At 61.3% G+C, this 21,339-nt stretch carries 23 protein-coding genes and 1 other RNA gene; 11 read left to right on the forward strand and 13 right to left on the reverse strand.

The genetic code is table 11. From position 1 onward, the window contains the following. Positions 1-13 precede the first annotated feature (13 nt). The 3 genes from PH558_RS31345 to ffs form a co-directional block, all read right to left on the reverse strand. Entirely contained in the window at positions 14-337 is a 324-nt protein-coding gene (locus tag PH558_RS31345; protein WP_037155519.1) for a YbaB/EbfC family nucleoid-associated protein, read from the reverse strand. Positions 338-443: 106 nt separating this feature from the next. Continuing rightward, positions 444-2,318: a DNA polymerase III subunit gamma/tau gene (locus tag PH558_RS31350; RefSeq protein ID WP_095433507.1), complete on the reverse strand. Its 1,875-nt coding sequence runs from the start codon at positions 2,316-2,318 to the stop codon at positions 444-446. Between the two features lie 65 nt (positions 2,319-2,383). Then, positions 2,384-2,481, reverse strand: an RNA gene (ffs, locus tag PH558_RS31355) — signal recognition particle sRNA small type. 91 nt (positions 2,482-2,572) lie between these two features. Here ffs and PH558_RS31360 point away from each other — a divergent pair. The 6 genes from PH558_RS31360 (at position 2,573) to PH558_RS31385 (ending at position 6,398) form a co-directional block, all read left to right on the forward strand. Next, complete coding sequence (locus PH558_RS31360; RefSeq protein WP_095436118.1) at positions 2,573-2,983, forward strand: HIT family protein; 411 nt, start codon at positions 2,573-2,575, stop codon at positions 2,981-2,983. Beyond that, entirely contained in the window at positions 2,980-3,939 is a 960-nt protein-coding gene (gene nudC, locus PH558_RS31365) for an NAD(+) diphosphatase (RefSeq protein ID WP_285208198.1), read from the forward strand. The genes PH558_RS31360 and nudC overlap by 4 nt, the downstream gene beginning before the upstream one ends. A gap of 13 nt (positions 3,940-3,952) precedes the next feature. Next, on the forward strand, positions 3,953-4,639 hold the full coding sequence (locus PH558_RS31370; RefSeq protein ID WP_095433509.1) for a helix-turn-helix transcriptional regulator: 687 nt from the start codon (positions 3,953-3,955) through the stop codon (positions 4,637-4,639). A 186-nt stretch (positions 4,640-4,825) separates the two neighbouring features. Continuing rightward, positions 4,826-5,053 (forward strand): hypothetical protein, encoded by a 228-nt coding sequence (locus PH558_RS31375; RefSeq protein ID WP_095433510.1) that lies wholly within the window; start codon positions 4,826-4,828, stop codon positions 5,051-5,053. 273 nt (positions 5,054-5,326) lie between these two features. Then, positions 5,327-5,695, forward strand: a complete 369-nt coding sequence (locus PH558_RS31380) for a VOC family protein (RefSeq protein WP_095433512.1) — start codon at positions 5,327-5,329, stop codon at positions 5,693-5,695. Positions 5,696-6,002: 307 nt separating this feature from the next. Next, positions 6,003-6,398 carry a VOC family protein gene (locus tag PH558_RS31385; protein ID WP_285208199.1) on the forward strand — a complete coding sequence of 132 codons (396 nt, stop codon included), beginning with the start codon at positions 6,003-6,005 and terminating at the stop codon, positions 6,396-6,398. 10 nt (positions 6,399-6,408) lie between these two features. Here PH558_RS31385 and PH558_RS31390 read toward each other — a convergent pair whose 3' ends face one another. Together PH558_RS31390 and PH558_RS31395 are read right to left on the reverse strand one after the other, a co-directional pair. Further along, a complete protein-coding gene (locus PH558_RS31390) occupies positions 6,409-7,263 on the reverse strand; it encodes a prephenate dehydratase (RefSeq protein WP_285208200.1) in 855 nt (284 codons plus the stop codon). Positions 7,264-7,291: 28 nt separating this feature from the next. Further along, a complete protein-coding gene (locus PH558_RS31395; RefSeq protein ID WP_095433514.1) occupies positions 7,292-8,044 on the reverse strand; it encodes a 3-deoxy-manno-octulosonate cytidylyltransferase in 753 nt (250 codons plus the stop codon). A 151-nt stretch (positions 8,045-8,195) separates the two neighbouring features. Between PH558_RS31395 and PH558_RS31400 the strand changes: the two genes are divergently transcribed. Beyond that, positions 8,196-8,774 (forward strand): c-type cytochrome, encoded by a 579-nt coding sequence (locus tag PH558_RS31400; protein WP_095433515.1) that lies wholly within the window; start codon positions 8,196-8,198, stop codon positions 8,772-8,774. Between the two features lie 61 nt (positions 8,775-8,835). Here the strand turns inward: PH558_RS31400 and PH558_RS31405 are convergent, their stop codons facing one another. Further along, positions 8,836-9,993, reverse strand: coding sequence for a patatin-like phospholipase family protein (locus PH558_RS31405; protein WP_285208201.1), 1,158 nt, complete (start codon positions 9,991-9,993; stop codon positions 8,836-8,838). Positions 9,994-10,114: 121 nt separating this feature from the next. After that, a complete protein-coding gene (locus PH558_RS31410; protein ID WP_285208202.1) occupies positions 10,115-11,059 on the reverse strand; it encodes an AEC family transporter in 945 nt (314 codons plus the stop codon). Between the two features lie 394 nt (positions 11,060-11,453). Here PH558_RS31410 and PH558_RS31415 point away from each other — a divergent pair, with 394 nt between their 5' ends. Beyond that, positions 11,454-12,446, forward strand: coding sequence for an adenosine kinase (locus PH558_RS31415; protein WP_285208203.1), 993 nt, complete (start codon positions 11,454-11,456; stop codon positions 12,444-12,446). Positions 12,447-12,521: 75 nt separating this feature from the next. Here PH558_RS31415 and PH558_RS31420 read toward each other — a convergent pair whose 3' ends face one another. Both PH558_RS31420 and PH558_RS31425 read right to left on the reverse strand, forming a co-directional pair. Further along, entirely contained in the window at positions 12,522-13,115 is a 594-nt protein-coding gene (locus PH558_RS31420; RefSeq protein ID WP_244575296.1) for a cadmium resistance transporter, read from the reverse strand. A gap of 117 nt (positions 13,116-13,232) precedes the next feature. Beyond that, positions 13,233-13,772: an SH3 domain-containing protein gene (locus PH558_RS31425; protein ID WP_095433519.1), complete on the reverse strand. Its 540-nt coding sequence runs from the start codon at positions 13,770-13,772 to the stop codon at positions 13,233-13,235. Positions 13,773-13,964: 192 nt separating this feature from the next. Here PH558_RS31425 and PH558_RS31430 point away from each other — a divergent pair, with 192 nt between their 5' ends. Together PH558_RS31430 and murA are read left to right on the forward strand one after the other, a co-directional pair. Then, positions 13,965-14,966: a 2-hydroxyacid dehydrogenase gene (locus tag PH558_RS31430; protein ID WP_285208204.1), complete on the forward strand. Its 1,002-nt coding sequence runs from the start codon at positions 13,965-13,967 to the stop codon at positions 14,964-14,966. Between the two features lie 130 nt (positions 14,967-15,096). Next, positions 15,097-16,443: a UDP-N-acetylglucosamine 1-carboxyvinyltransferase gene (gene murA / locus PH558_RS31435; protein WP_285208205.1), complete on the forward strand. Its 1,347-nt coding sequence runs from the start codon at positions 15,097-15,099 to the stop codon at positions 16,441-16,443. 257 nt (positions 16,444-16,700) lie between these two features. On the opposite strand, the gene PH558_RS31440 is transcribed toward murA, so the two are convergent. From PH558_RS31440 to recF, 3 genes are read right to left on the reverse strand one after another with little or no spacing between them, the layout of a single operon-like run. Next, entirely contained in the window at positions 16,701-17,171 is a 471-nt protein-coding gene (locus PH558_RS31440; protein WP_285208213.1) for a GNAT family N-acetyltransferase, read from the reverse strand. 5 nt (positions 17,172-17,176) lie between these two features. Then, the gene (locus PH558_RS31445; RefSeq protein WP_285208206.1) at positions 17,177-17,947 is read right to left on the reverse strand and encodes a molybdopterin-synthase adenylyltransferase MoeB; all 771 of its coding nucleotides are present in this window, start codon (positions 17,945-17,947) and stop codon (positions 17,177-17,179) included. Between the two features lie 36 nt (positions 17,948-17,983). Further along, positions 17,984-19,111 carry a DNA replication/repair protein RecF gene (recF, locus tag PH558_RS31450; RefSeq protein ID WP_113232716.1) on the reverse strand — a complete coding sequence of 376 codons (1,128 nt, stop codon included), beginning with the start codon at positions 19,109-19,111 and terminating at the stop codon, positions 17,984-17,986. 182 nt (positions 19,112-19,293) lie between these two features. Here recF and PH558_RS31455 point away from each other — a divergent pair, with 182 nt between their 5' ends. Then, positions 19,294-20,097, forward strand: a complete 804-nt coding sequence (locus PH558_RS31455; protein WP_285208207.1) for an APH(3'') family aminoglycoside O-phosphotransferase — start codon at positions 19,294-19,296, stop codon at positions 20,095-20,097. Positions 20,098-20,180: 83 nt separating this feature from the next. Here PH558_RS31455 and dnaJ read toward each other — a convergent pair whose 3' ends face one another. Then, positions 20,181-21,326 carry a molecular chaperone DnaJ gene (dnaJ, locus tag PH558_RS31460; RefSeq protein ID WP_095433526.1) on the reverse strand — a complete coding sequence of 382 codons (1,146 nt, stop codon included), beginning with the start codon at positions 21,324-21,326 and terminating at the stop codon, positions 20,181-20,183. Positions 21,327-21,339: the final 13 nt, after the last annotated feature.

A 21,339-nucleotide genomic window follows, 5' to 3' on the forward strand; every position in this document is an offset into this window, starting at 1 on the left:
AAATAGTCTCGCCTCAGAACGGCAGCTTGAAGCCCGGTGGGATCGGCAGGCCTGCGGTCAGTTCGCGCGTCTTTTCAGCGGCGATCGCCTCGGCCTTTTCCTGAGCATCTTTATTGGCGGCGACGATCAGGTCTTCGAGGATCTCGACATCGTCTTCCTTGAAGAGCGAGGGATCGATCTTGAGGCCGACCATGAGGCCCTTGCCGTTGACGGTGACGGTGACGAGGCCGCCGCCGGCCTTGCCTTCGACGCGGATGTCGGCAATCTCCGACTGCATCTTCTCCATCTTCGCCTGCATTTCCTTCACTTTGCCCATCATGCCCATGATGTCGCGCATCGTCTTTGGTCCTTCTTCTCCAAGTCTCTGTTTGAGCGGCAGGATATGTCGTCATGGTCGTCAACCGCCTCAAGCCGAAGCGGTTCCGTCAACGTCCATCCTAGCCTTAGAATTCTATGTCGTCGCCCGGCAGAATATCGCCATCGATGGATTCGGCGACAGCCGGAGGAGCAGCAGTCTCCTCTTCGTCTTCCGCCTCAGGGGCACGCACCCGCACGTCGATAATCTTTGCACCGGGAAACTGCGCCAGGATCGCAGCGACATCCGGGTCCTGGCGTGCATCTGCGACACGCTGCTTCTGGGCATTCGCCTCGGCCTCGACCAACGTCGGCTGCCCTTCCTCGCGGCTGAGGCTGACGATCCAGTGGATGCCTGTCCATTCCTTCAGCTTGACGGCGAGCTCGTTCAGCAGCGTGCCGGGCGCGCCGGGGGCCAGGCTGACATCGAGCCTTCCCGGCTCCAGCTTGACCGGGCGCACGAAGGTCCGCACCAGCGCCTTCAGCTTCGGATCGCGCTTCTGGCTGGCGAGTTCGGCGATATCGGCCATCGAATTAACAGGCACGAGCGGCTTCGGCGCTTCCGCGGGTTTCGGTTCGATGCGGCCGACGGGTTGCGGATCCGGCTGCGTATTCGGCACGGAGCGCAGCATGGCGACCGGTGCGGAAGGCGTAGGTCTTGGCGCCGGCGTTTCGACCGCGCGGGCCATGGCGCTGCCCTGATAGGACACTGCTCCGCCCCCATTGCCGCCGCTCGGAGACGGCGAGGGGCGGGAGCCGCCATTCCCATCAGAAAATTCGGCCAGCCTGCGCGCCGCATCCTCCGGTGCCGGCAGATGAGCCGCATGCGCGAGCCGGATCAGCACCATTTCCGCAGCGCCGGCGGTGCGCGAGGCATTCTCCGTCTCGGCAATGCCCTTGAGCAGCATCTGCCAGATGCGGGAAAGTGCGGTTACCGCGACGCCTTGTGCGAATTCCGCCGCTTTCGTGCGCTCGACTTCGCTGAGCGACGGATCGTCGGCGGCATCGGGCACATATTTGAGGCGGGTCACGAGATGGGTGAAATCGGCAAGGTCGGTCAGCACGACGACAGGATTGGCGCCGGCCTCGTACTGGCTGTTGAATTCGGCAAGGGCTGCCGAGACATCGCCTTTGACGACATGGCCGAAGAGATCGACGATGCGGGCGCGGTCGGCAAGCCCGAGCATGGCGCGCACGGCATCCGCGGCAACGAAGCCGCTGCCATGGGCGATCGCTTGATCGAGCAGCGACAGGCCGTCGCGCGCCGAACCTTCGGCGGCGCGGGCGATCATGGCGAGCGCTTCCGGCTCGGCCTCGATACCTTCCTTGCCGGCAATGGTGGTGAAGAGCCCGACGAGATCGGAGGCGCTGATGCGGCGCAGGTCGAATCGCTGGCAGCGCGACAGCACCGTGATCGGCACCTTGCGGATTTCGGTGGTGGCGAAAATGAACTTCACATGCTCGGGCGGCTCTTCGAGCGTCTTCAAGAGCCCGTTGAAGGCGGCCGTCGACAGCATGTGCACTTCGTCGATGATATAGACCTTGTAGCGGGCCGAGACCGGCCGGTAGCGTACCTGCTCGATGATTTCCCGGATATCGTCGATACCGGTATGGGAGGCGGCGTCCATCTCGATGACGTCGACATGCCGGCCTTCCATGATCGCCTGGCAATGATCGCCGGGCTCGCGCAGGTCGATGGTGGGCCGATCGATGTCAGCCGTCTTGTAATTGAGCGCGCGGGCAAGAATGCGGGCGGTCGTGGTCTTGCCGACCCCGCGCACGCCGGTCAGCATATAGGCCTGGGCGATACGGCCGGTCTCGAAGGCGTTGGTCAGCGTTCGAACCATCGGCTCCTGGCCGACCATCAGGTCCGTGAAGTCCTTGGGTCTGTATTTGCGGGCCAGCACCCGGTAACCGGTGCCGGTCGAGGCGGCATCTTTTGCTTGTCGCTCGGTGTCGCTCATCGCCCTGCTTGTTGCCCGGTGCCTAGCTCGTCGCCCGGCGAAAGCCGGGTCTTGCTTTCGGAGTGGTGGGAGGCTGGCACGAATGACCCGTGCCGGGCTCGTTAGGGCTGCTTCCTTCCGGACCTGACCCGGTTGGCGAGTGGCTCGTCCACCACCAACCTCCCGGATGCACATATCGGCAATATCGTCATCAAAAGCAAGCCAAGGTCAAAAAAAACTGCTAAACATTTGATAAAACAATGGAGGATGCCCCCTTGAAAGAGTTTACGCTCGACGACCGTCTGGCGAATGACAGCGTTTCCGTCGCCATCATCGGCCTGTGCGACGTCAGGCTGATGAAGGATAGCCGCTGGCCGTGGCTGGTGCTGATCCCCCGCAGGCCCGGCAAATCGGAGGTTTTCGAGCTGACCCCGCTCGACCGGATCCTGCTGACCTTCGAAACGGATAAGGTCGCAAGCGCCCTGAAGACGGTGACGAGTGCGACAAAAATCAATGTCGGGGCACTTGGAAATATCGTCCGTCAGCTGCATGTTCATGTCATCGCGCGGTTCGAAGGTGACGCCAACTGGCCGGGCCCCGTCTGGGGCTACGGCAAGGCGGAACCCTATTCGGACGAAGACATGAACAGCCTCATAGCTAAGTTGCGGGAAACGCTTTCACAATGAGCCATTCCATCTTTTCCTCGGATGCGCCGCATCCGGAAGCCAGCAGTCTCACCGCCTTTGCGGAAAACCAGCTCAACCGGGATGCCGAGCATCGCGACGAGGAATCGATCAAGCAGGCGCTCGCCAAGGAAGGCACGCACATCCTGGCCTTCGCTCAGGACCGGCTTGTCCTGAAGCATGACGGGCAGGTGCTGGATCCTCTTTTTGCCCGCTACGAGTTGAAGGATCTCGATCCGAATTGGGATGAGGCCGTTCTCCTCGGCTACCGCAAGACCGGTGAGCCCCGGCTTGCCGTGCCCGTGCGCGTCAATCCAGACGAGCTTGCCAGCCAGTACAAGCCGGCTGACATGCGCGCGCTCTGGCGCGATCTTCTGCTCGAAGGCGAAATCCTCGGCGAAGCCGCACAGGGCATAAGCCTCATCCGCTGGAATAGCGACAATCGCTTCTGCGGCCGCTGCGGCTCGGTCATGGAAAGCCGCATCGGTGGCTACAAGCGCGTCTGCACGGCCTGTGAACATATGATCTTCCCGCGCACCGATCCGGTCGTCATCATGCTCACGATCGACGAGGAACGGAATCGCTGCTTGCTTGGCCGCAGCCATCACTTCGCACCAGGCATGTATTCCTGTCTCGCCGGTTTCGTCGAGCCGGGCGAAACCATCGAGAATGCGGTGCGCCGCGAGACGCATGAGGAATCCGGTATTCAGATCGGCCGTGTGCGCTATCATGCTTCCCAGCCCTGGCCGATGCCGCATTCCCTCATGATCGGCTGCTACGCCGAGGCGAAGTCCACGGAAATCCACATGGACGAAGCCGAGCTCGAGGATTGCCGCTGGTTCACTCCGGAAGAGACGCTCGCCATGCTCGACCGCGTTTCGGCCTCCGGCAACACATCTCCACCCAAGGGCGCCATCGCCCATCGCCTGATGCGCGATTGGGTGGAATGGAAACGCTAGGTCTTGTTGTGTCATGGCCCGCTCCGAACGCTTGCTGACGCTGTTGCAGACGCTGCGACGCTATCGCCGACCGGTCAGCGGTGCCGTTCTGGCGGAGGAGACCGGCGTCAGCCTGCGCACGCTCTATCGCGATATCGCCAGCCTGCAGTCGCAGGGTGCGATGATCGAGGGCGAGCCGGGCATCGGCTATGTCCTGAAGCCCGGCTTCATGCTGCCGCCGATGATGTTTTCGCAGGATGAGATCGAGGCGCTGGTTCTGGGATCGCGATGGGTAGCGCGCGCTACCGACGCCCGCCTGGCGGCAGCCGGCGCCGACGCGCTTGCCAAGATCGCCGCCGTGCTGCCGGCCGACCTTCGCGATGAGGTCGACCAGGCGGCGGTGGTCGTTGCCACGCGCCGAGTCACCGAAGACAAGGCCGATCTTTCCCTCATGCGCAAGGCGATCCGCACGGAGCGCATGGTGCAGCTGACCTATGGCGATGTGAACGGCGCCATTTCCACCCGGCGTATCTGGCCCTTCGCGCTCGGTTATTTCGACAATGCCCGCATCATCATGGCCTGGTGCGAGCTGCGTCAGGATTTCCGCCATTTCCGCGCCGATCGCATCGTCGATTTCGCGGTGCTGGAGGCCCGCTATCCGCGCCGGCGTGTGGCGCTCGCCAGGGAATGGCATGCCCGTGAGGGCATGGTCCACAATTGATCCGGCAAAGCATGTCGCGCAAAAGTGTGCAGCGTTTCTGCGACAACGACATGCGTAAAATCGAAGACCTAAAGCGCAGGAGGCGAATCCTAGAGATCGCGACGCGCTTCAGTGTGATGCTACTGCCAGAAACTGTCAGTAGATGCGGCTATGATGGATCCATCCAATCAGGAAGGAGGACCGATCATGGCAGGCAACGTTTCCATCATTTCGCAACATGTGCATCGCGGTAGCGTCGAGGCGCTTAAAGGCAAGCATCAGTCATGGCCGGCTCGTCTCTCTGAGGTCGCGCTTGGCTATTTCACCCGCCGCTGGAATCGTCTCGATATCGAGGAGGCGCCGAGTTCCGTGATGCGGGATCTCGGTTTTCTCGATGGCCGCGCCCCTTACCGTGAGGAAGAGCGGATGCATTAGAATTGCGGGAAAATAACGAGGTAGGGCGGTTCGTGAAAAACTGAACCGCCCCAGAGCGTCCTGCGCGAAGTTCGCCGCGACTTTGCAATAACGACATCGGTAAAATCGAAATTAAAGCGTAAGACGTTGACCCCGAAGGCTGCAGCAGGCTTCGGAACTGCGGCTTCGCAAGCACTCATCATGACAGACCAAGCCATCTTCGGCGGGCTGAGCTCCGTCCGCCGGACTGCAGCCGCATGCCCTTAAATCCATCAAAACAAGAGGATTATTCAGATGACCAGCCCGAACCTCATCATCTTCTATGTCAAGGACCCTAGCGAAAGCACGCCGTTCTACCGCGACCTGTTCGGTCGCGAACCGGCCTTTGCATCGCCGAATTTCGTGGCCTTCTCGCTCGACAACGGCCTAAGTCTCGGCCTCTGGCGCCGAAGCAGCGTCGAACCCCAGCCCTCCGCCATCGGCAATCGCGGCGAACTGGGCTTCATGGTCGAAGGTGCTGGCGCCGTCGAACAGCACTACAAGGATTGGAAGGCACGCGGCCTGCCGATCGCGCAGGAGCTGACGACGATGGATTTCGGCCCGACTTTCGTCGTGCTCGATCCCGACGGCCACCGCCTTCGCGTTTGTGAGCCGGATAAGTAAGTGCTGAGCGAATGGCTTGCCCCTCACCCTAACCCTCTCCTCGCACGCGGGGAGAGGGGACGATCTCAGTTCCCTCGCTTAAGAAGGTGGTTGGAAAGAAGGCTGTGGGTGCCTCCATCCCCTTCTCCCCGTCAAAACGAGGAGACGGTGGCCGCCCTTCTGCAAGCTCAGGAGGCCGGATGAGGGGCTTGAGACGATGACCAAAGATCATAACAGCACTTTACGGAACTGGCGTCCCTCGTCCGAGTTGACTTCCAGCATTTGCAAAAGACACTGATCGATGCACCCAAAGCCAGAGGAGAACCAATTGCTCCATCATATTTCGTTCGGTGTCGCAGATATCGAGAAAGCCGCTGCATTCTACGACGCAGCATTCGCGCCACTCGGCTATGTCAGGGTTTGGGAGGACCTGAGCCCCGGCGATCCCGATCAGGCGATCGGATATGGCCCGCCGGGTGGGGGCGACAAGTTCGCCATCAAATTACGCGGCAAAGAGGCTCATGCGCCAGGCCCGGGCTTTCATCTGGCCTTTGCTGCATCGGGCCGCGAGGCTGTCGTCCTGTTCCATCAGGCCGCATTGGCGCATGGCGGCAAGGACAATGGCGCACCTGGTCTTCGACCGCATTACGGACCGACTTATTTCGCCGCCTTCGTCATCGATCCCGATGGGCATCGCATCGAGGTTGTGACCAAGGCGGTGTGATAACCGCTTCTTAAAGATCGCCCCGCATCGGATGACCCTTGTAAACGCCGAGGATGCGGACCTTTTCGGAGAAGAAGCGCAGTTCCTCTAGCGCGCGGCGCACATGCGGATCGGAGGGATGGCCTTCGATATCGGCATAGAACTGCGTTGCGACAAAACGGCCGCCGAGCTGATAGCTTTCAAGCTTCGTCATGTTGATGCCGTTGGTGGCGAAGCCGCCGAGCGCCTTATAGAGCGCGGCCGGAATGTTGCGGACGTTGAAGACAAAGGTGGTGACGATCTTTTCGTCGGGCGAGCTGCGCTCCGCCCAGTCCTCATCGCGCGACAGGATGACGAAGCGCGTCATATTGTTTTCGGTGTCTTCGACATTCTCGGCGATGATTTCCAGCCCGTAGAGATCGGCCGCAAGCCGGGGCGCCAGCGCCGCCATGCTGCGATCGCCGGTTTCCTTCACCAGCTTGGCAGCGCCCGCCGTATCGCCTGCAATGACAGGCTTCCAGCCGTTCTGGCGCACGATGTTGCGGCATTGGCCGAGCGCATGGATGTGGCTATGCACCGTGCGGATCTCTTCCTTCTTCACGCCCGGCAGAACCATCAACTGGAAACGGATCGGCATGAAATATTCGCCGACGATATGCAGGCGCGATTCCGGCAGCAGATGGTGGATGTCGGCGACTCGACCGGCGATCGTGTTCTCGATCGGGATCATGCCGAGATCCGCGTCGCCATTGTCGATGGCAGTCAGCGCATCCTCGAAGGTCTGGCAGGGCAGCGGCTCCATGGTCGGGAACATGTCACGGCTGGCCATATCGGAATTGGCGCCGTACTCGCCCTGGAAGGAGATCTTGTTGGTCTTGGTAATCATGGGGCTGCCCTTGGGGGAATGCCGTCGTTTAAGAGGCGGCGGAGAGGATACGTCTGGCCTTTTCGAGGTCGGCGGGAGTATCGACACCGAGCGGTATCGTGTCAACGATCTCGACATCGATGCGCATGCCGGCCTCCAGCGCCCTCAGCTGTTCCAGAGATTCGCGTCGCTCCAGCGTCGATGGGCCGAGGCTCACGAATTTCGCAAGGGCGGCGCGGCGGTAGGCGTAGAGGCCGATATGGTGATAGAGCGGCCCTTTGCCATACGGTGCGGTCGTGCGGGTAAAATAGAGCGCGTGCAGACGGCTGTCCGAGATCGGTGAGCCGACGACCTTGACGACGCTCGGCGCGGTCTTTTCTTCCTCGTCCTTGATCTCGACCGTCAGCGTTGCGATGTCTACGGCTGGGTTTTCGAGCGGACGCAGCGAGGCGCGGATGGTCGCTGGATCGATGGTCGGCAGGTCGCCCTGCACATTGACGATGATCTCCGCGCGGCCTTCAGGATCGACGGCCTGCAGCGCTTCGTAGATGCGGTCCGAGCCGGATTGATGATCGGTGCGTGTCATGACGACCTCGAAGCCGGCATTGGCGACTGCGGCATAGGTATCCTCATGGTCGACGGCGACGACGATGCGACCGATCGCCGCCTCGCGCGCGCGCCTGGCAACCTGTACGATCATGGGCAGGCCGCAAATGTCAGCCAGCGGCTTGCCCGGCAGGCGCGTGGAGGCCATGCGAGCGGGAATGAGGACCAGCGTCTTGTCTAAATTCGGATCAGTCATTGTTGGGCCTTCTATTCCCAAGGGAAAAGTGTCAAAACGTCTCATGGTGGAGACCGTTTACAGAGTTGCAAGAAACAGCCAAAAGACATAGGTTTCGCGCGAATTCAAGATGGGCCGGCGGAGGATGCCGGCGGCGAGGGGAGCATAGCAGATGAATTCATCCTACGTGAACATGGGAGTCGGGGCGCTTTTGGCCACGCTGTTCGTGTTGAAGTCCGTGTCGCTCGCGTCAGGATTTATTTTCCATTCGGAGGCGCCGGAAAAGCCCGGTTTCGCCATCGTCGCAACCGAAGAACCGGCTGCAGGTGGAGACAAAGGTGCGGCTGCCAAGGCGGAAACGCCGATCGCTCAGCTCTTGCAGAAGGCTGATGCCAAGGCCGGCGAGACGATCTTCAAGAAGTGTCAGGCCTGTCATTCCGGAGAGAAGGGAGGGCCAAACAAGGTTGGCCCGGATCTCTGGGGTATTGTCGACCGCCCGGTGGCCGAGCACGAGGGCTTTGCCTATTCGGCCGGCATGAAGGACTTCTCCAAGGGCGGTTCGGAAAAGTGGACCTATGACCACCTCTATCACTTCCTGGCCGCTCCGAAGAAATTCGTCGCCGGAACCGCGATGGGCTTTGCCGGCCTGCCGAAGGAAGAGGATCGCGCCAACGTGATCGCCTATTTGCGCACGCTCGCCGACACCCAGGTGCCGCTGCCGGATCCGAACGCACCGGCCGCGACGAACTGAAGCAAATTGGCGGATCGATTGAAAAAACGCGGTCGCCAGGCCGCGTTTTTGTATTGATCGTTCAGATTGCGTGACGGCGTGAGCGCGTCCGCTGATCGAGGTCGAAGACCTTCAATCCATCCTCGGCGCTTGGCGGCATGCGCCAATCCTCGGCGATCAGCGCCTTTCGCGCATCGCGCAGGCCGGCCTCCCAATGCTCGTGCATGGACAGCGCCGAAAACTCGTAGTCCTTCGAATGCGAGCGGAACTGCTTGTTGCGATAGATCAGGTGGATGATCGTCACGCCGTAATCGGAGCAATGCTGCTCCAGCTTCTTGATCTCCGGATCGGCCTTGGCTTCCTCGGGAAGGCGGGCATAAAGATCGGATATGGCCCGCCGAAGGCGATGACGCTCGAGAAAGAGATCGGTGTTGAGCCGGGTGCGGCTGGAATAGGTAATGTCCTTGCGCCGTTCTTCCACTTCCTCGAGATCTTGCGGCAGCGGCCCGATGGCGCTGAAGAGATCGACCTGGAACACGACCGTGTCGATATCGGCGCCGTTGCGCAGCACGTAGGTCAGGGGTGTGTTCGAGACCAGCCCGCCGTCCCAATAATGCTCGTTGCCGATCTTGACCGCCGGAAAACCCGGCGGCAAGGCACCGCTTGCCATCACATGCTCAGGCTCGATCTTGATGTCCTTGTTGTCGAAGAAGGCAAAATTGCCGGTGCGGACATTGACGGCGCCGAGGCTCAAACGCACCGGACCATGGTTGATTCGGTCGAAATCGACGTGATCGAGCAACGTCTGGCGCAATTGCTCGGTATCGTAGATGCTGGTTGCGCCCGCCGAACCTCGTGTCTGGAACCAGGCCGGAATCTGCCAGGGGGAAAAGAAGCCGGGCACCCCGAAGGTCGAAACCCACCAGCTGCTGACCGAGCGATAGAAGGGATTGGTCTCGCGCCGATCCTCCATCAGCAGATCGACGGGAAGATGCACGGTCACCTTGTTCCAAAAGGAACGCAGAGCCTCAAGCCGTTCGCCGGGCACGTTGCCGGCCATGATCGAGGCGTTGATCGCGCCAATCGAGATGCCGGCGATCCGGTCCGGCTCGATATTCTGTTCTCTAAGCGCCTGAAAGGCACCCGCCTGATAGGAGCCGAGCGCGCCGCCGCCTTGGAGCACGAAGACTTTCTGCGCATAGGCTGACGCGGGATTGGTGAGCGGAGCTGCAATATTCATGTGCCATCCTTTGCTGCGCTCCGGGTGGGAAGGCCGAGATGCGCAAAATATATGACCATTTTCCTGCCTGTCTCTCCAAGTGCCGAGAGATACCGTTACCGTCGACGGTTTTTGGCCTCGGTCATCCGAGCAGATAGGCCCAGAGCGACACCGAGAATGCGCCGAGCGCTGTCGTCAAGGTAATCGTCGAGGCCGCGAGACTGTGGCCCACGCCGAAACGATTGGCAATCAGCCAGGCGTTCACACCTGTCGGAACGGCGGCCGTGAGGACGAGTGCGGCCCGCCATTCTGGGCTCAGGCCGAGAAGAAGTCCGGCAGCCAGCACGCAGGCCGGCAGCAGAAAAAGCTTGAAGGCGGCAATGACGCTGGTGATGCCGAGATTGCCTGACATCCCGTATTGGCGCAGTGCCATGCCGAGCGAGATCAGCGCCGCCGGGCCGGCGATGTTGGCAATGTTGTCGACGGCCGTGCCAAGCGTTGCGGGAATGGGAAGGCTGGTCAGGTGGACGATGAGGCCGCAGAAAAGGCCGATAACGAGCGGATTGCGCATGAGATTGCTGCCGACCTGCCGCAGCAGTTCGGCGGTGCTGCGGCCGGCGCCGGCATTTTCCTTGCGCTCCGCCTGTTCCATCAGCAGCGTGCCGGCGATCATCATGGTCGGCAGATGCACGGCGATCAGGATCGACATCGCCATGACGCCATCAGGCCCGACCGTGCGCCCGACCAGTGGCAGGCCGATGAAGATCGTGTTGGCGAAGGCGGACGAGACGCCGGCAAGCACGCCGATCCGTGCGTCCCGGCCGAACATGCGTGTCGCCACAATATGGCCGGCGGCCCAGGTGATGGCGACGCCGGAGAAATAGGCGATCCATAAGCGAAACGGCGATGCGCCGCGAAAATCCGCCTCGGCGATGGTCTGGAACAGCAAGAGCGGCACGGCGATCTTGAAGACGAACTCGCTCATGGCTTCGCCGACCTCGGCCTTCAGCAGCCCCGTGCGCACGATGACCCAGCCGACGAGAATGAGCAGGAAGACGGGAAGAACGTCTGTGAGGATTTCGGACACGCGGGTATGAAGCTCTGGATTCGAGAAATTGGACCCGAAACTTGTAGCAGCTTGCCCGGGGCTGGAAACCCGCAAAACAAAAAAAGCGGGCTTGGCCCGCTCTTGTCGATCTTGCCCCGGTGGGGAGGTTCCCCCCGGTGCACATGCCGCCAGTTCATCCGTGGTCGGCCCGCGTACCGGTGAGGCGGAAGGCATCATTCCTTCCCAGGCTGGCTCGGAAGTCTTTCGAGCTTCCCATTCCAGCCGCTTGATAAGCATTTAAAGATAGAAAGTGACAGGCAAATGACTGAATGCAATTAACTTCACCGCGCTGGTGCTGATTTTTCTTCCAAACTTCACAAAAACCGATAATACCGGATACCGGCTATCACCAGTATCCGGGACCTTCCTATAGATGACTCGCTTCGATGTACTGACCGTTGGCAATGCCATCGTCGACATTATCGCCCGTTGCAATGATCAGTTCCTGATCGACAACAACATCACCAAAGCCGCGATGAACCTCATCGATGCCGAGCGCGCCGAACTTCTCTATTCGCGCATGGGCCCGGCTCTCGAAGCCTCCGGCGGCAGCGCCGGCAATACGGCTGCGGGTGTTGCGAGTTTCGGCGGCAGGGCAGCTTATTTCGGCAAGGTCGCAGAGGATCAGCTCGGAGAGATTTTCGCCCACGATATCCGCGCCCAGGGCGTGCATTACGAGACCAAGGCGAAGGGCACTTTCCCGCCGACTGCCCGTTCGATGATCTTCGTCACCGAGGATGGCGAGCGCTCCATGAATACCTATCTCGGCGCCTGCGTCGAGCTCGGTCCGGAAGACGTCGAGGAACAGGTCGTGGCAGATGCCAAGGTGACCTATTTCGAAGGCTATCTCTGGGATCCGCCGCGCGCCAAGGAAGCCATCCGCGAATGCGCCCGTATCGCCCATGCCAATGGTCGGGAAATGTCGATGACGCTCTCGGACAGCTTCTGCGTCGGCCGCTACCGCGACGAATTCCTCGATCTCATGCGCTCCGGTACGGTTGATATCGTCTTTGCCAATCGCGACGAAGCCCTCTCGCTTTACGAGACCGACGATTTCGAGAAGGCCTTGAAGCTCATTGCGGCCGATTGCAAGATCGCCGCCGTGACGACGGGCAAGGACGGCGCCGTCATCGTGCGCGGCAGCGAACGCTATGTCGTCGATGCCCATCCGATCGAGGAACGTGTCGACACGACCGGCGCCGGCGATCTTTTCGCTGCCGGCTTCCTCTTCGGCTATACGCAGGGCCGCGGCCTGGAAGACTGCGCCAAGCTCGGCAACCTCGCTGCTGCCATCGTCATCGAGCAGATCGGCCCGCGGCCGATGCGGTCACTCTCAGAGGCTGCGAAGGAATTCGGCCTGCTCTGACGGAAATCCGTCGCACATGATCGTAAAACCACCCGCTGCCGAGCGCCGGGCGGCTTTTGCGTTTGACACGGCTGCCTAGCGCCAGAAGAGCGTTGCGGTCCCTCCCTCGTAAAAGATGAGGATGCCGAGAGCGATCAGAACGAAGGGCACGATCCTGTGGCCATGGCGACGGATCGGTGCACCCAAGGTCGGATGATTGACGAGCGAGTGCGCGGCGCCAAGCCAGACCGCTGTCAGGATTGCGAAGATGCAGCCGATGGCGAGGATCTCATAGGCGGAACGCGTCGCGAAGAGCGGCGTGTAGATGCTGATATTGTCGCCGCCATTGGCGATCGTCACCAGCGCGACCGCCACAATGTTTCCATGTCCCGCCGACGCTTTCGCATGATCTTCGTCGGTCTCGATGCCGTTCCAGAGTTCCCACAATCGCCTGACGCCAAAGTAGATCGGAGCAAGGCCGAGCAGGCCGATATAGGTGGCTGGAATGACGAAAACCAGAAACGAGGCGAGGGCGCTGAAGCCATAGAGTGCGCCGATGCCGAGATATTGACCGATGACGATCTGCCTCAGGCGGAATTTCCGATCGGCGAAAAAACCGAGAAGGACGAATATGTCGTCTATGTTCGTCGATGCGAACATGACAATGGCAACGCCGAAAACGCCTAGCACATAACCCAAGATCGCCGATCTCCCTATCCGATCCCGGATACAGCCCCGGATACAGCCCGGATATAGCATTGTGTAGCGAAAGTCGTGTGGCTGCGTTCGGCGTCAAGCGAGCGGTCGTTACTTGAAGGCTTCGCCGGGGTAAGCGCCCCAGATCTCGGATTGCGCCACCCATCCCTCGGTACCATCGGCACTCGCGAGGCACCAGTCGCCGGTGCATTCCTTGATGGTCATCATCACGCCGGGCTGAAGCTTGGCGATGACAGCGGCGGATGGCTGGGATTCGCGGCGCATGTTGACGAACACGGCCTTGCCCTTGCCCTTCATCCAGGGAGCGGCAATCGCCGAGCGCTGACCCGACAGCAGCGACTGGTTGACCCAACCCTCGGTGCCGTCAGCATCGCGCACCCGCCGCCAGTTATCATATTCCTGGATGATTTCGACCGGCAGGCCCTGCTTGAGATAGAGCCACGACACGGCGTAGTCCGCGCTTGGCCCGATGCGCAGATTGACCCGCTTCGACTTCAGCGTGACGAAGCGCGGCAGCGGCAGGCCGCTCGGACCCTTGGCGGCCTGGGCGGCGGCAAGATCGGCCGACACAGCAGCCATCATTAGGCCGATTGCGAAAATGGCGCAGGACTTCAAGACGTTGCCACGCATGGGATTTCCGTTCGTTCGTCATGACAAAGGCGCGCCATTCCGGCGACCTTTCGCTCCGGTGAGCGGCAAATCCTCGGATCGCGTCAGCGAGTTTTGTTTGTCTTCGCCTGCGGGTCTGGTAGAAATGCCCGGAACGGGAAAATTATCCTGCTTCTTGGTTAAGAACATCTGAACAAGGCATCGCCGCTCGCCATGACGACGAAGAAAAAACCGAAGGTCTACGTCACGCGCAAACTGCCTGATGCAGTGGAGACGCGCATGCGCGAGCTCTTCGATGCCGAACTCAACATCGATGATCGCCCGCGGACCAAGGACGAATTGATCGAGGCCGTCCGCTCGGTCGACGTGCTCGTGCCGACCGTCACCGACCGCATCGATGCCGCGATCATCGAAGAAGCCGGCCCGCAGATGAAGCTGATCGCCAGCTTCTCAAACGGCACGGATCATATCGATGTCGAGGCCGCAGCGCGCCGCGGCATCACCGTGACAAACACGCCGAATGTGCTGACCGAAGATACCGCCGACATGACCATGGCGCTCATCCTCGCCGTGCCGCGGCGACTGGCGGAAGGTGCGCGCGTGCTGACCGACAGCCCCGGCGAATGGGCCGGATGGTCGCCCACCTGGATGCTCGGCCGCCGCATTCACGGCAAGCGCATCGGCATCGTCGGCATGGGGCGGATCGGCACGGCCGTTGCCCGCCGCGCCAAGGCTTTTGGCCTTTCGATCCACTATCACAATCGCAAGCGCGTCAATCCGGCGACCGAAGACGAGCTGGAAGCGACCTATTGGGACAGCCTCGACCAGATGCTCGCCCGCGTCGATATCGTCTCGGTCAATTGCCCGTCGACACCGGCCACCTATCATCTGATCTCGGCGCGTCGCCTGGCGCTGTTGCAGCCGACGAGCTACATCGTCAACACGGCGCGTGGCGACGTCATCGACGAGACGGCGCTGATCAAGATTCTGCGCGAGGGCAAGATCGCCGGTGCCGGCCTCGACGTGTTCGAGAATGAGCCGGCCGTCAATCCGAAGCTGGTGAAGCTCGCCAATGAGGGCAAGGTGGTCATCCTGCCGCATATGAGTTCGGCCACACTTGAGGGTCGTATCGATATGGGCGACAAGGTCATCATCAACATCCGCACCTTCATCGATGGCCATCGCCCGCCCAATCGCGTGCTGCCATTTCGATGATGGAAGCATGCTGATTCGCTAGCCGAAACGCGGCTGCAAATTTGATCTCACTTCCCTCTCGCCGGTCATGTGCATGTCATAAAGCCGGCCCAGAGGTGACCACAAACACAAATCAGGAAGGGCGGAAATCATGGCGCGAGCGCTGCCGCATGAGCGGATTCAATATGTGGTCGAGGGTGGCTTCAAGCTCTCCGGTGAGATCGAGCCGAGCGGCAACAAGAACGCCGCATTGCCGATCATCGCCGCATCGCTTCTGACCGATCAGCGCGTCGAACTCAGCAATGTGCCGCGTATCCGCGATGTCGAGGCGCTGGTGGAGCTGATTCAATCCGTCGGCGCCAAGGTGCGCTGGCTCGGTCGCAACGAACTCGAAATCGAAGCGCGTGAGCTTCGTCCCGCCAATCTCGATCCCGATCTCTGTGCCCGCATCCGCGCCTCCATCCTGCTTGCCGGCCCGATGCTGGCGCGCTGCGGCGAGATCACCTTGCCGCCGCCTGGCGGCGACGTCATCGGCCGCCGGCGCGTCGACACGCACTTCCTGGCGCTGGAACAGCTTGGCGCCAGGATCGAGGTCAACAGCGTCTACAGCTTCCGCACCGAAGGGCTGCGTGGGGCCGATGTCTTCCTCGACGAACCCTCCGTGACGGCGACGGAAAATGCTCTTTGCGCCGCCGTTTTCGCCGAGGGGACGACGATCCTGCGCAATTGCGCCTCCGAGCCGCATGTGCAGGATCTCGCGCGGTTCCTGATTGCCATGGGCGCCCGAATCGAGGGCGTCGGCACCAATATGATGACCATTCATGGTGGCCAGCGGCTGAGCGGTGCATCGCATCGCATCGGTCCCGATCATAACGAAGTCGGCTCGCTGATCGGCCTTGCCGCCGTCACCGGCTCTGAAATCACCATCCGCCGTGCCGGCGTCGAGCATCTGCGCTCCACCCTGATGACCTTCGAGCGCCTCGGCATCCGCTGCCAGATCGACGGCGATGATCTCATCATTCGCTCCGGCCAGGAGATGAAAATCCAGCCTGATTTCGGCGGCCATATTCCGAAGATCGAAGATCAGCCCTGGCCCGCCTTTCCGGCCGACACCATGTCGATCGCCATTGTCACCGCTACCCAATGCGATGGCGTCGTGCTGATGTTCGAGAAAATGTTCGAAAGCCGCATGTTCTTTGTCGACAAGCTGATCGCCATGGGCGCCCGTATCGTGCTGTGCGACCCGCATCGTGCCATCGTCGCCGGCCCCTCCAAGCTGCGCGCCGCCCAGCTCGAAAGCCCGGATATCCGGGCCGGCATGGCCATGTTGATCGCTGCCATGTGCGCCGAGGGCACGAGCGTCATCAACAATGCCCAGCAGATCGAGCGTGGCTACGAGCGCATCGAAGAGAGGCTGAATGCCATGGGTGCCCGCATTACACGCATTCCGCCGCGCACTCCTTCTCCCCTCGGGGAGAAGGTGCCGACAGGCGGATGAGGGGGGCTGCTAAGAGCACGAAAATCCACGAATTCAAGTCGCCCAGCTCCCTCATCCGACCCTTCGGGCCACCTTCTCCCTGAGGGGAGAAGGAGCTTCCGGTGCTCGTTCGCTCCATATGCTGCGGCCCCGCCCTTTCAGCGGGAGAAAGGATACTAGAGCATTTCCGCTTTTCTTCGAATCGCGAAAACGCTCTACCTTCTTGTTTTTACGCAGTTCCGGACGCAAAACCGCTTCGCACTTTTGCTGGAACTGCTCTAGGCAATCGCCTTGCGCATCTCGATTGATGTCGTCCGATCGAAACCGGCGTGGCGATTTTCGGCCGTCTTCTGAAAGCCCCATGCGGCGAATGTGGCATGGTTGTCGATCAGCTCGATCCGCGTTTCCAGTCGCAACGCCTTGAGGCCGAGCTCTCGCGCTGTTGTCTCGGCCAAGCCCAGCAGTCGCTTGCCGATACCCTTACCCTGTGCTTCCGGCAGCACAGCGAGCTTGCCGACATAAAGGCTCCCTGCCTCCGGCCGGCAGAAAATGCAGCCGACCAACTGTTCGCCATCGAGCGCCACATAAGCGATCTCGCAGAGTGCCTTCGCTTTCAGCGTTTCGGATGTCAGCGCCAGCGCGGAGGATGGCGGATCGATGCGTCCGTTCATATAGGCGAAGGACGTCAGGATAAGGTCCAGCAAGGCATCCCAACGATCAAAGCCGCCATCGAGGCGACGAAGCGTCATATCGCTCATTCGGCAGCAGCCCGGGCACGTCTACGGCGATAGCGTACGGTTTCGAAGCGCGAGGAAAGCCCGTCATAAAGCAGCAGGCGGCCGATCAGCGGCTCGCCGATGCCTGTGATGAGCTTGATCGCTTCCATCGCCATGAGCGTGCCGATGACGCCGGTCAGGGCGCCGATGATGCCCGCCTCCGCACAACTCGGGATGAGCCCTTCCGGCGGTGGTGCCGGGAAGAGATCGCGATAGCGCGGATTGGGATTGCCATTCGCATCGCTTTCATAGGGCTTCAACGTGGTGACAGATCCATCGAAGCGCCCGACAGCGCCGGTCACCAGCGGCAAATGCGCTGCCTCGGTCGCATCGGCAGCCGCATAGCGCGTATCGAAATTGTCGGAGCCGTCGATGACGAGATCGAAACCGGCAAGGTGCCGCGTGGCGGTATCGGCACTGAACCGTTCCTCGAAGCGGACGACACGAACATGCGGGTTCAGCCGCGCGATGGCGTCTGCCGCGCTCTGGGTTTTCAGTTCGCCGATCGTGCCCGTGTCGTGAATGACCTGCCGCTGCAGGTTGGACAGCGAAACGCGGTCGTCATCGGCAATACCGAGTGTCCCGACACCGGCGGCAGCGAGATATTGCAGTACCGGCGCGCCAAGGCCGCCGGCACCGATGACAAGCACCCGGGCCGCCTTCAATTTTTGCTGGCCGGCTCCGCCAACCTCCGGCAGGAGGATATGACGGTGATAGCGGGCGATTTCGTCTGAGCTCAGAGGATCCATAGGTGCTAGTCTAGCACAATCGCGCCGAAGGAGGCGCTAGGTTTTCGTAATGCCGCCATGCGCCACGGTAAAGAATTGCGCCCGTTCGCCAAGGGCCGAGAACATGGATTTGTCCGTGCCGGTCATGAAGGCTTGGCCGCCGAGCCCGTCGATGAGATCGAAGAGGGCTGCACGCCGCCCCTCGTCGAGATGCGCGGCGATCTCGTCGAGCAGCAGGATCGGCGCATAGCCCGTCAGGTTGCCGACAAGGCGTGCATGGGCAAGGATGAGGCCGACAAGAAGGGCTTTTTGCTCACCCGTCGAGCAGCGTTCCGCTTCCATGTCCTTTTCGCGGTGGCGTACGAGAAGGTCGGCTCGATGCGGTCCGTCCAGCGTCCGACCGGCGGCTGCATCGCGGTAACGCCCCTCGCGCAGCATATCGGCATAGGCGTCTTCCAGATCGACGGCCGGCCGGTCGAACTGTCCGTCGAGAAAGCCGGAAAGACCAAGCGCCGCCGAAGGAAACGGTGTCGTCTCGCGCGACTCGGCAATCAGCCGCGAGAGAAGGCCGAGCATTTCATGCCGGGCGATCGCCATGGCGATGCCGAGGCTTGCCATCTGTTCCTCGATGCCGCCGAGCCAGGATGGATCGAATCGGTTTTCGGATAGCAGCTTGTTGCGGCTGCGCATGGCGCGCTCGAAATCGCTGGCGCGGCGGCCATGGGCGGGATCGAGCGACAGGACCAGCCGGTCGAGGAAGCGGCGACGCTCCGAGGAACCGCCGGTAAAAAGGCCATCCATCGCCGGCGTCAGCCAGAGAACGCGCAAATGATCGGTCAGCTCGTCGACGGTCTTGGCCGGCGTGCCGTTGATTCGCAGCCGGCGGGCGGCCGATTCGTCGGTCGTATCGATACCGGTACCGATTTCGACGCTGCCATCCATCCCCTCGAGCTCGGCGAAGATGGAAAAGCCACCCGGCGCATTGACCCGGGTAACATCGGCATAGGCAGCGCGGCGCAGGCCGCGGCCGGGCGACAGCAGCGAGACCGCCTCCATGAGATTGGTCTTGCCGGCGCCATTGTCGCCGGTCAGCACCACATGCCGTTCGTCAAGCGCCAGCGCTGCCGCCGCGTAGTTGCGGAAGTCCGTGAGCTTGAGGCGCGAGATGGAAACCTTGTTCGGCATGGATCCCTAGGATTCGCAATCGATGGCCGAGGCGTATGCCGAACCCCGCACAAGTGCAAGGTTTTTGCGGCTTTTCTCCCTTCTGGACGAAAGCGTGTTGGCTGCAATGAGGCTCTGGCACTCGCCGGCCGCGCTTCCTATATCGCGATACTCGGGAAAGTTTTGGATGAGGGGCGCATCAATTGGAATTTGCAAAGACACTTCTCGCGGATACGCAGGGCAACTGGACACGCGTAAAGGCGGGCGAATCGGGTGATCTCGTCTATCGACGTGAGGATGGTCTTGCCTATGCGAAAATCGCAACGTCAGCCCGCTCGGCAGAACTTGCCGGCGAGCGTGATCGGCTGCTTTGGCTACAGGGCAAGGGCATCGCCATCCCCGAAGTCATTGATTGGCAGCAGGTAGAGGAGGGTGCGTGCCTGACCATGATAGCAATTCCAGGCGTACCGGCAGCCGAGCTGGATGGAGATGCGCTGCTGAAGGCCTGGCCATCGATGGCGCGGCAATTGAAATCTCTTCACGAGGTGCTGGCGGATCGATGCCCCTTTGATCGCAGCCTGTCGCTGATGTTCGCAAAGGCAGAGGATGTGGTTTCGCGAGATGCCGTAAACCCGGATTTCCTGCCGCCGGAGGATCAGGATAGGCCCGCCCGCGAACTGCTTGATCGCGTCGAGCGCGACCTGCCACTTCGGCTCGATCAGGAGGTCGTCGATAGGGTACTCTGTCATGGCGATGCCTGCATGCCCAATTTCATGGTCGATCCGCACAGCTTGCAATGTACCGGGCTCATCGATCTCGGTCGTGTCGGCAAGGCCGATCGCTATGTCGATCTCTCGCTGATGATTGCCAATGCCGAGGAGAGCTGGATGACGCCCGAACAAGGAGAGCGAGCCTTTTCGATCCTGTTCGAAACCCTGGAGATCGCTGAACCGGATCGCGAGCGTCTCGCCTTCTATCTCCGGCTCGACCCCCTGACCTGGGGCTGATTCGCGTACGCCAACAAAAAATCCGGCCGAATCATCGGCCGGATTCATGTGAAACATTTTGATTCGCTGCACAGTCCGGCGAATCAGTCGCTGAACGTGTCGAAGAAATCCTTCATGCGGGCGAAGAAGCCCGTCGATTCGGGATTGTTGTCCTTCGAAGAGATCTGCTCAAATTCCTGCAGCAGCTCGCGCTGGCGCTTGGTCAGCTTCTGCGGCGTCTCGATCTGGATCTGGATATAGAGATCGCCGACCTGGCTGGAGCGCAGCACCGGCATGCCCTTGCCCTTCAGACGGAACTGCTTGCCGACTTGCGTGCCTTCGGGAACGGTGACGCGCGATTTCGTGCCGTCGAGGGTCGCGACATCGAAAGTGCCGCCAAGCGCCGCCGTCGTCATCGAGATCGGCACGGCGCAATAGAGGTCAGCACCATCCCGCTGGAAGAATTCATGCGGCTTGACGGAGAGGAAGATGTAGAGGTCGCCCGAGGGACCGCCGCGCAGGCCGGCTTCGCCTTCGCCCTGCAGGCGGATGCGCGTGCCGTCTTCGATGCCCGACGGGATATTGACGGAGAGCGAACGCTCCTCGGTTACGCGGCCCTGGCCATGACATTTCGTGCAAGGGTCGGGAATGATTTGGCCGCGACCGTGACAGGTCGGGCAGGTGCGTTCGACGGAGAAGAAGCCCTGGGCGGCGCGGACGCGGCCGGAACCCTGGCAGGTGCCGCAGGTCTTCGGCTGCGTGCCGGGCTTGGCGCCCGAGCCGGCACAGACGTCGCAGGTGATCGAGGTCGGCACGCGAATCTGTGCCGTCTTGCCGCTGAAGGCCTCCTCCAGCGAGATTTCCATATTGTAGCGAAGATCGGCGCCACGTTCGCGACCGCCGGATGAACGCCCGCGCGAGCGTCCACCACCCATCATCTCGCCGAAAATATCCTCGAAAATATCGGAGAATCCGCCGCCACCGAAACCGGCTCCGAAGCCGCCACCGCCGCCCATGCCGCCATGCTCGAAAGCAGCATGGCCGTAGCGGTCATAGGCTGCGCGCTTCTGCGGGTCCTTGAGCGTTTCGTAGGCTTCGTTGATTTCCTTGAACTTCCGCTCGGCGTTGCTGTCGTCCGGGTTCTTGTCCGGATGATATTGCATTGCCAGCTTGCGAAAGGCGCTCTTCAGCTCTTTCTCGTCCGCCGTCTTGGAGACGCCCAACGTCTCGTAAAAATCCGCTTTTGCCATATTAAGGATTAGA

This window comes from Rhizobium pantanalense (genome assembly GCF_030182525.1).
Lineage (GTDB): Bacteria > Pseudomonadota > Alphaproteobacteria > Rhizobiales > Rhizobiaceae > Rhizobium.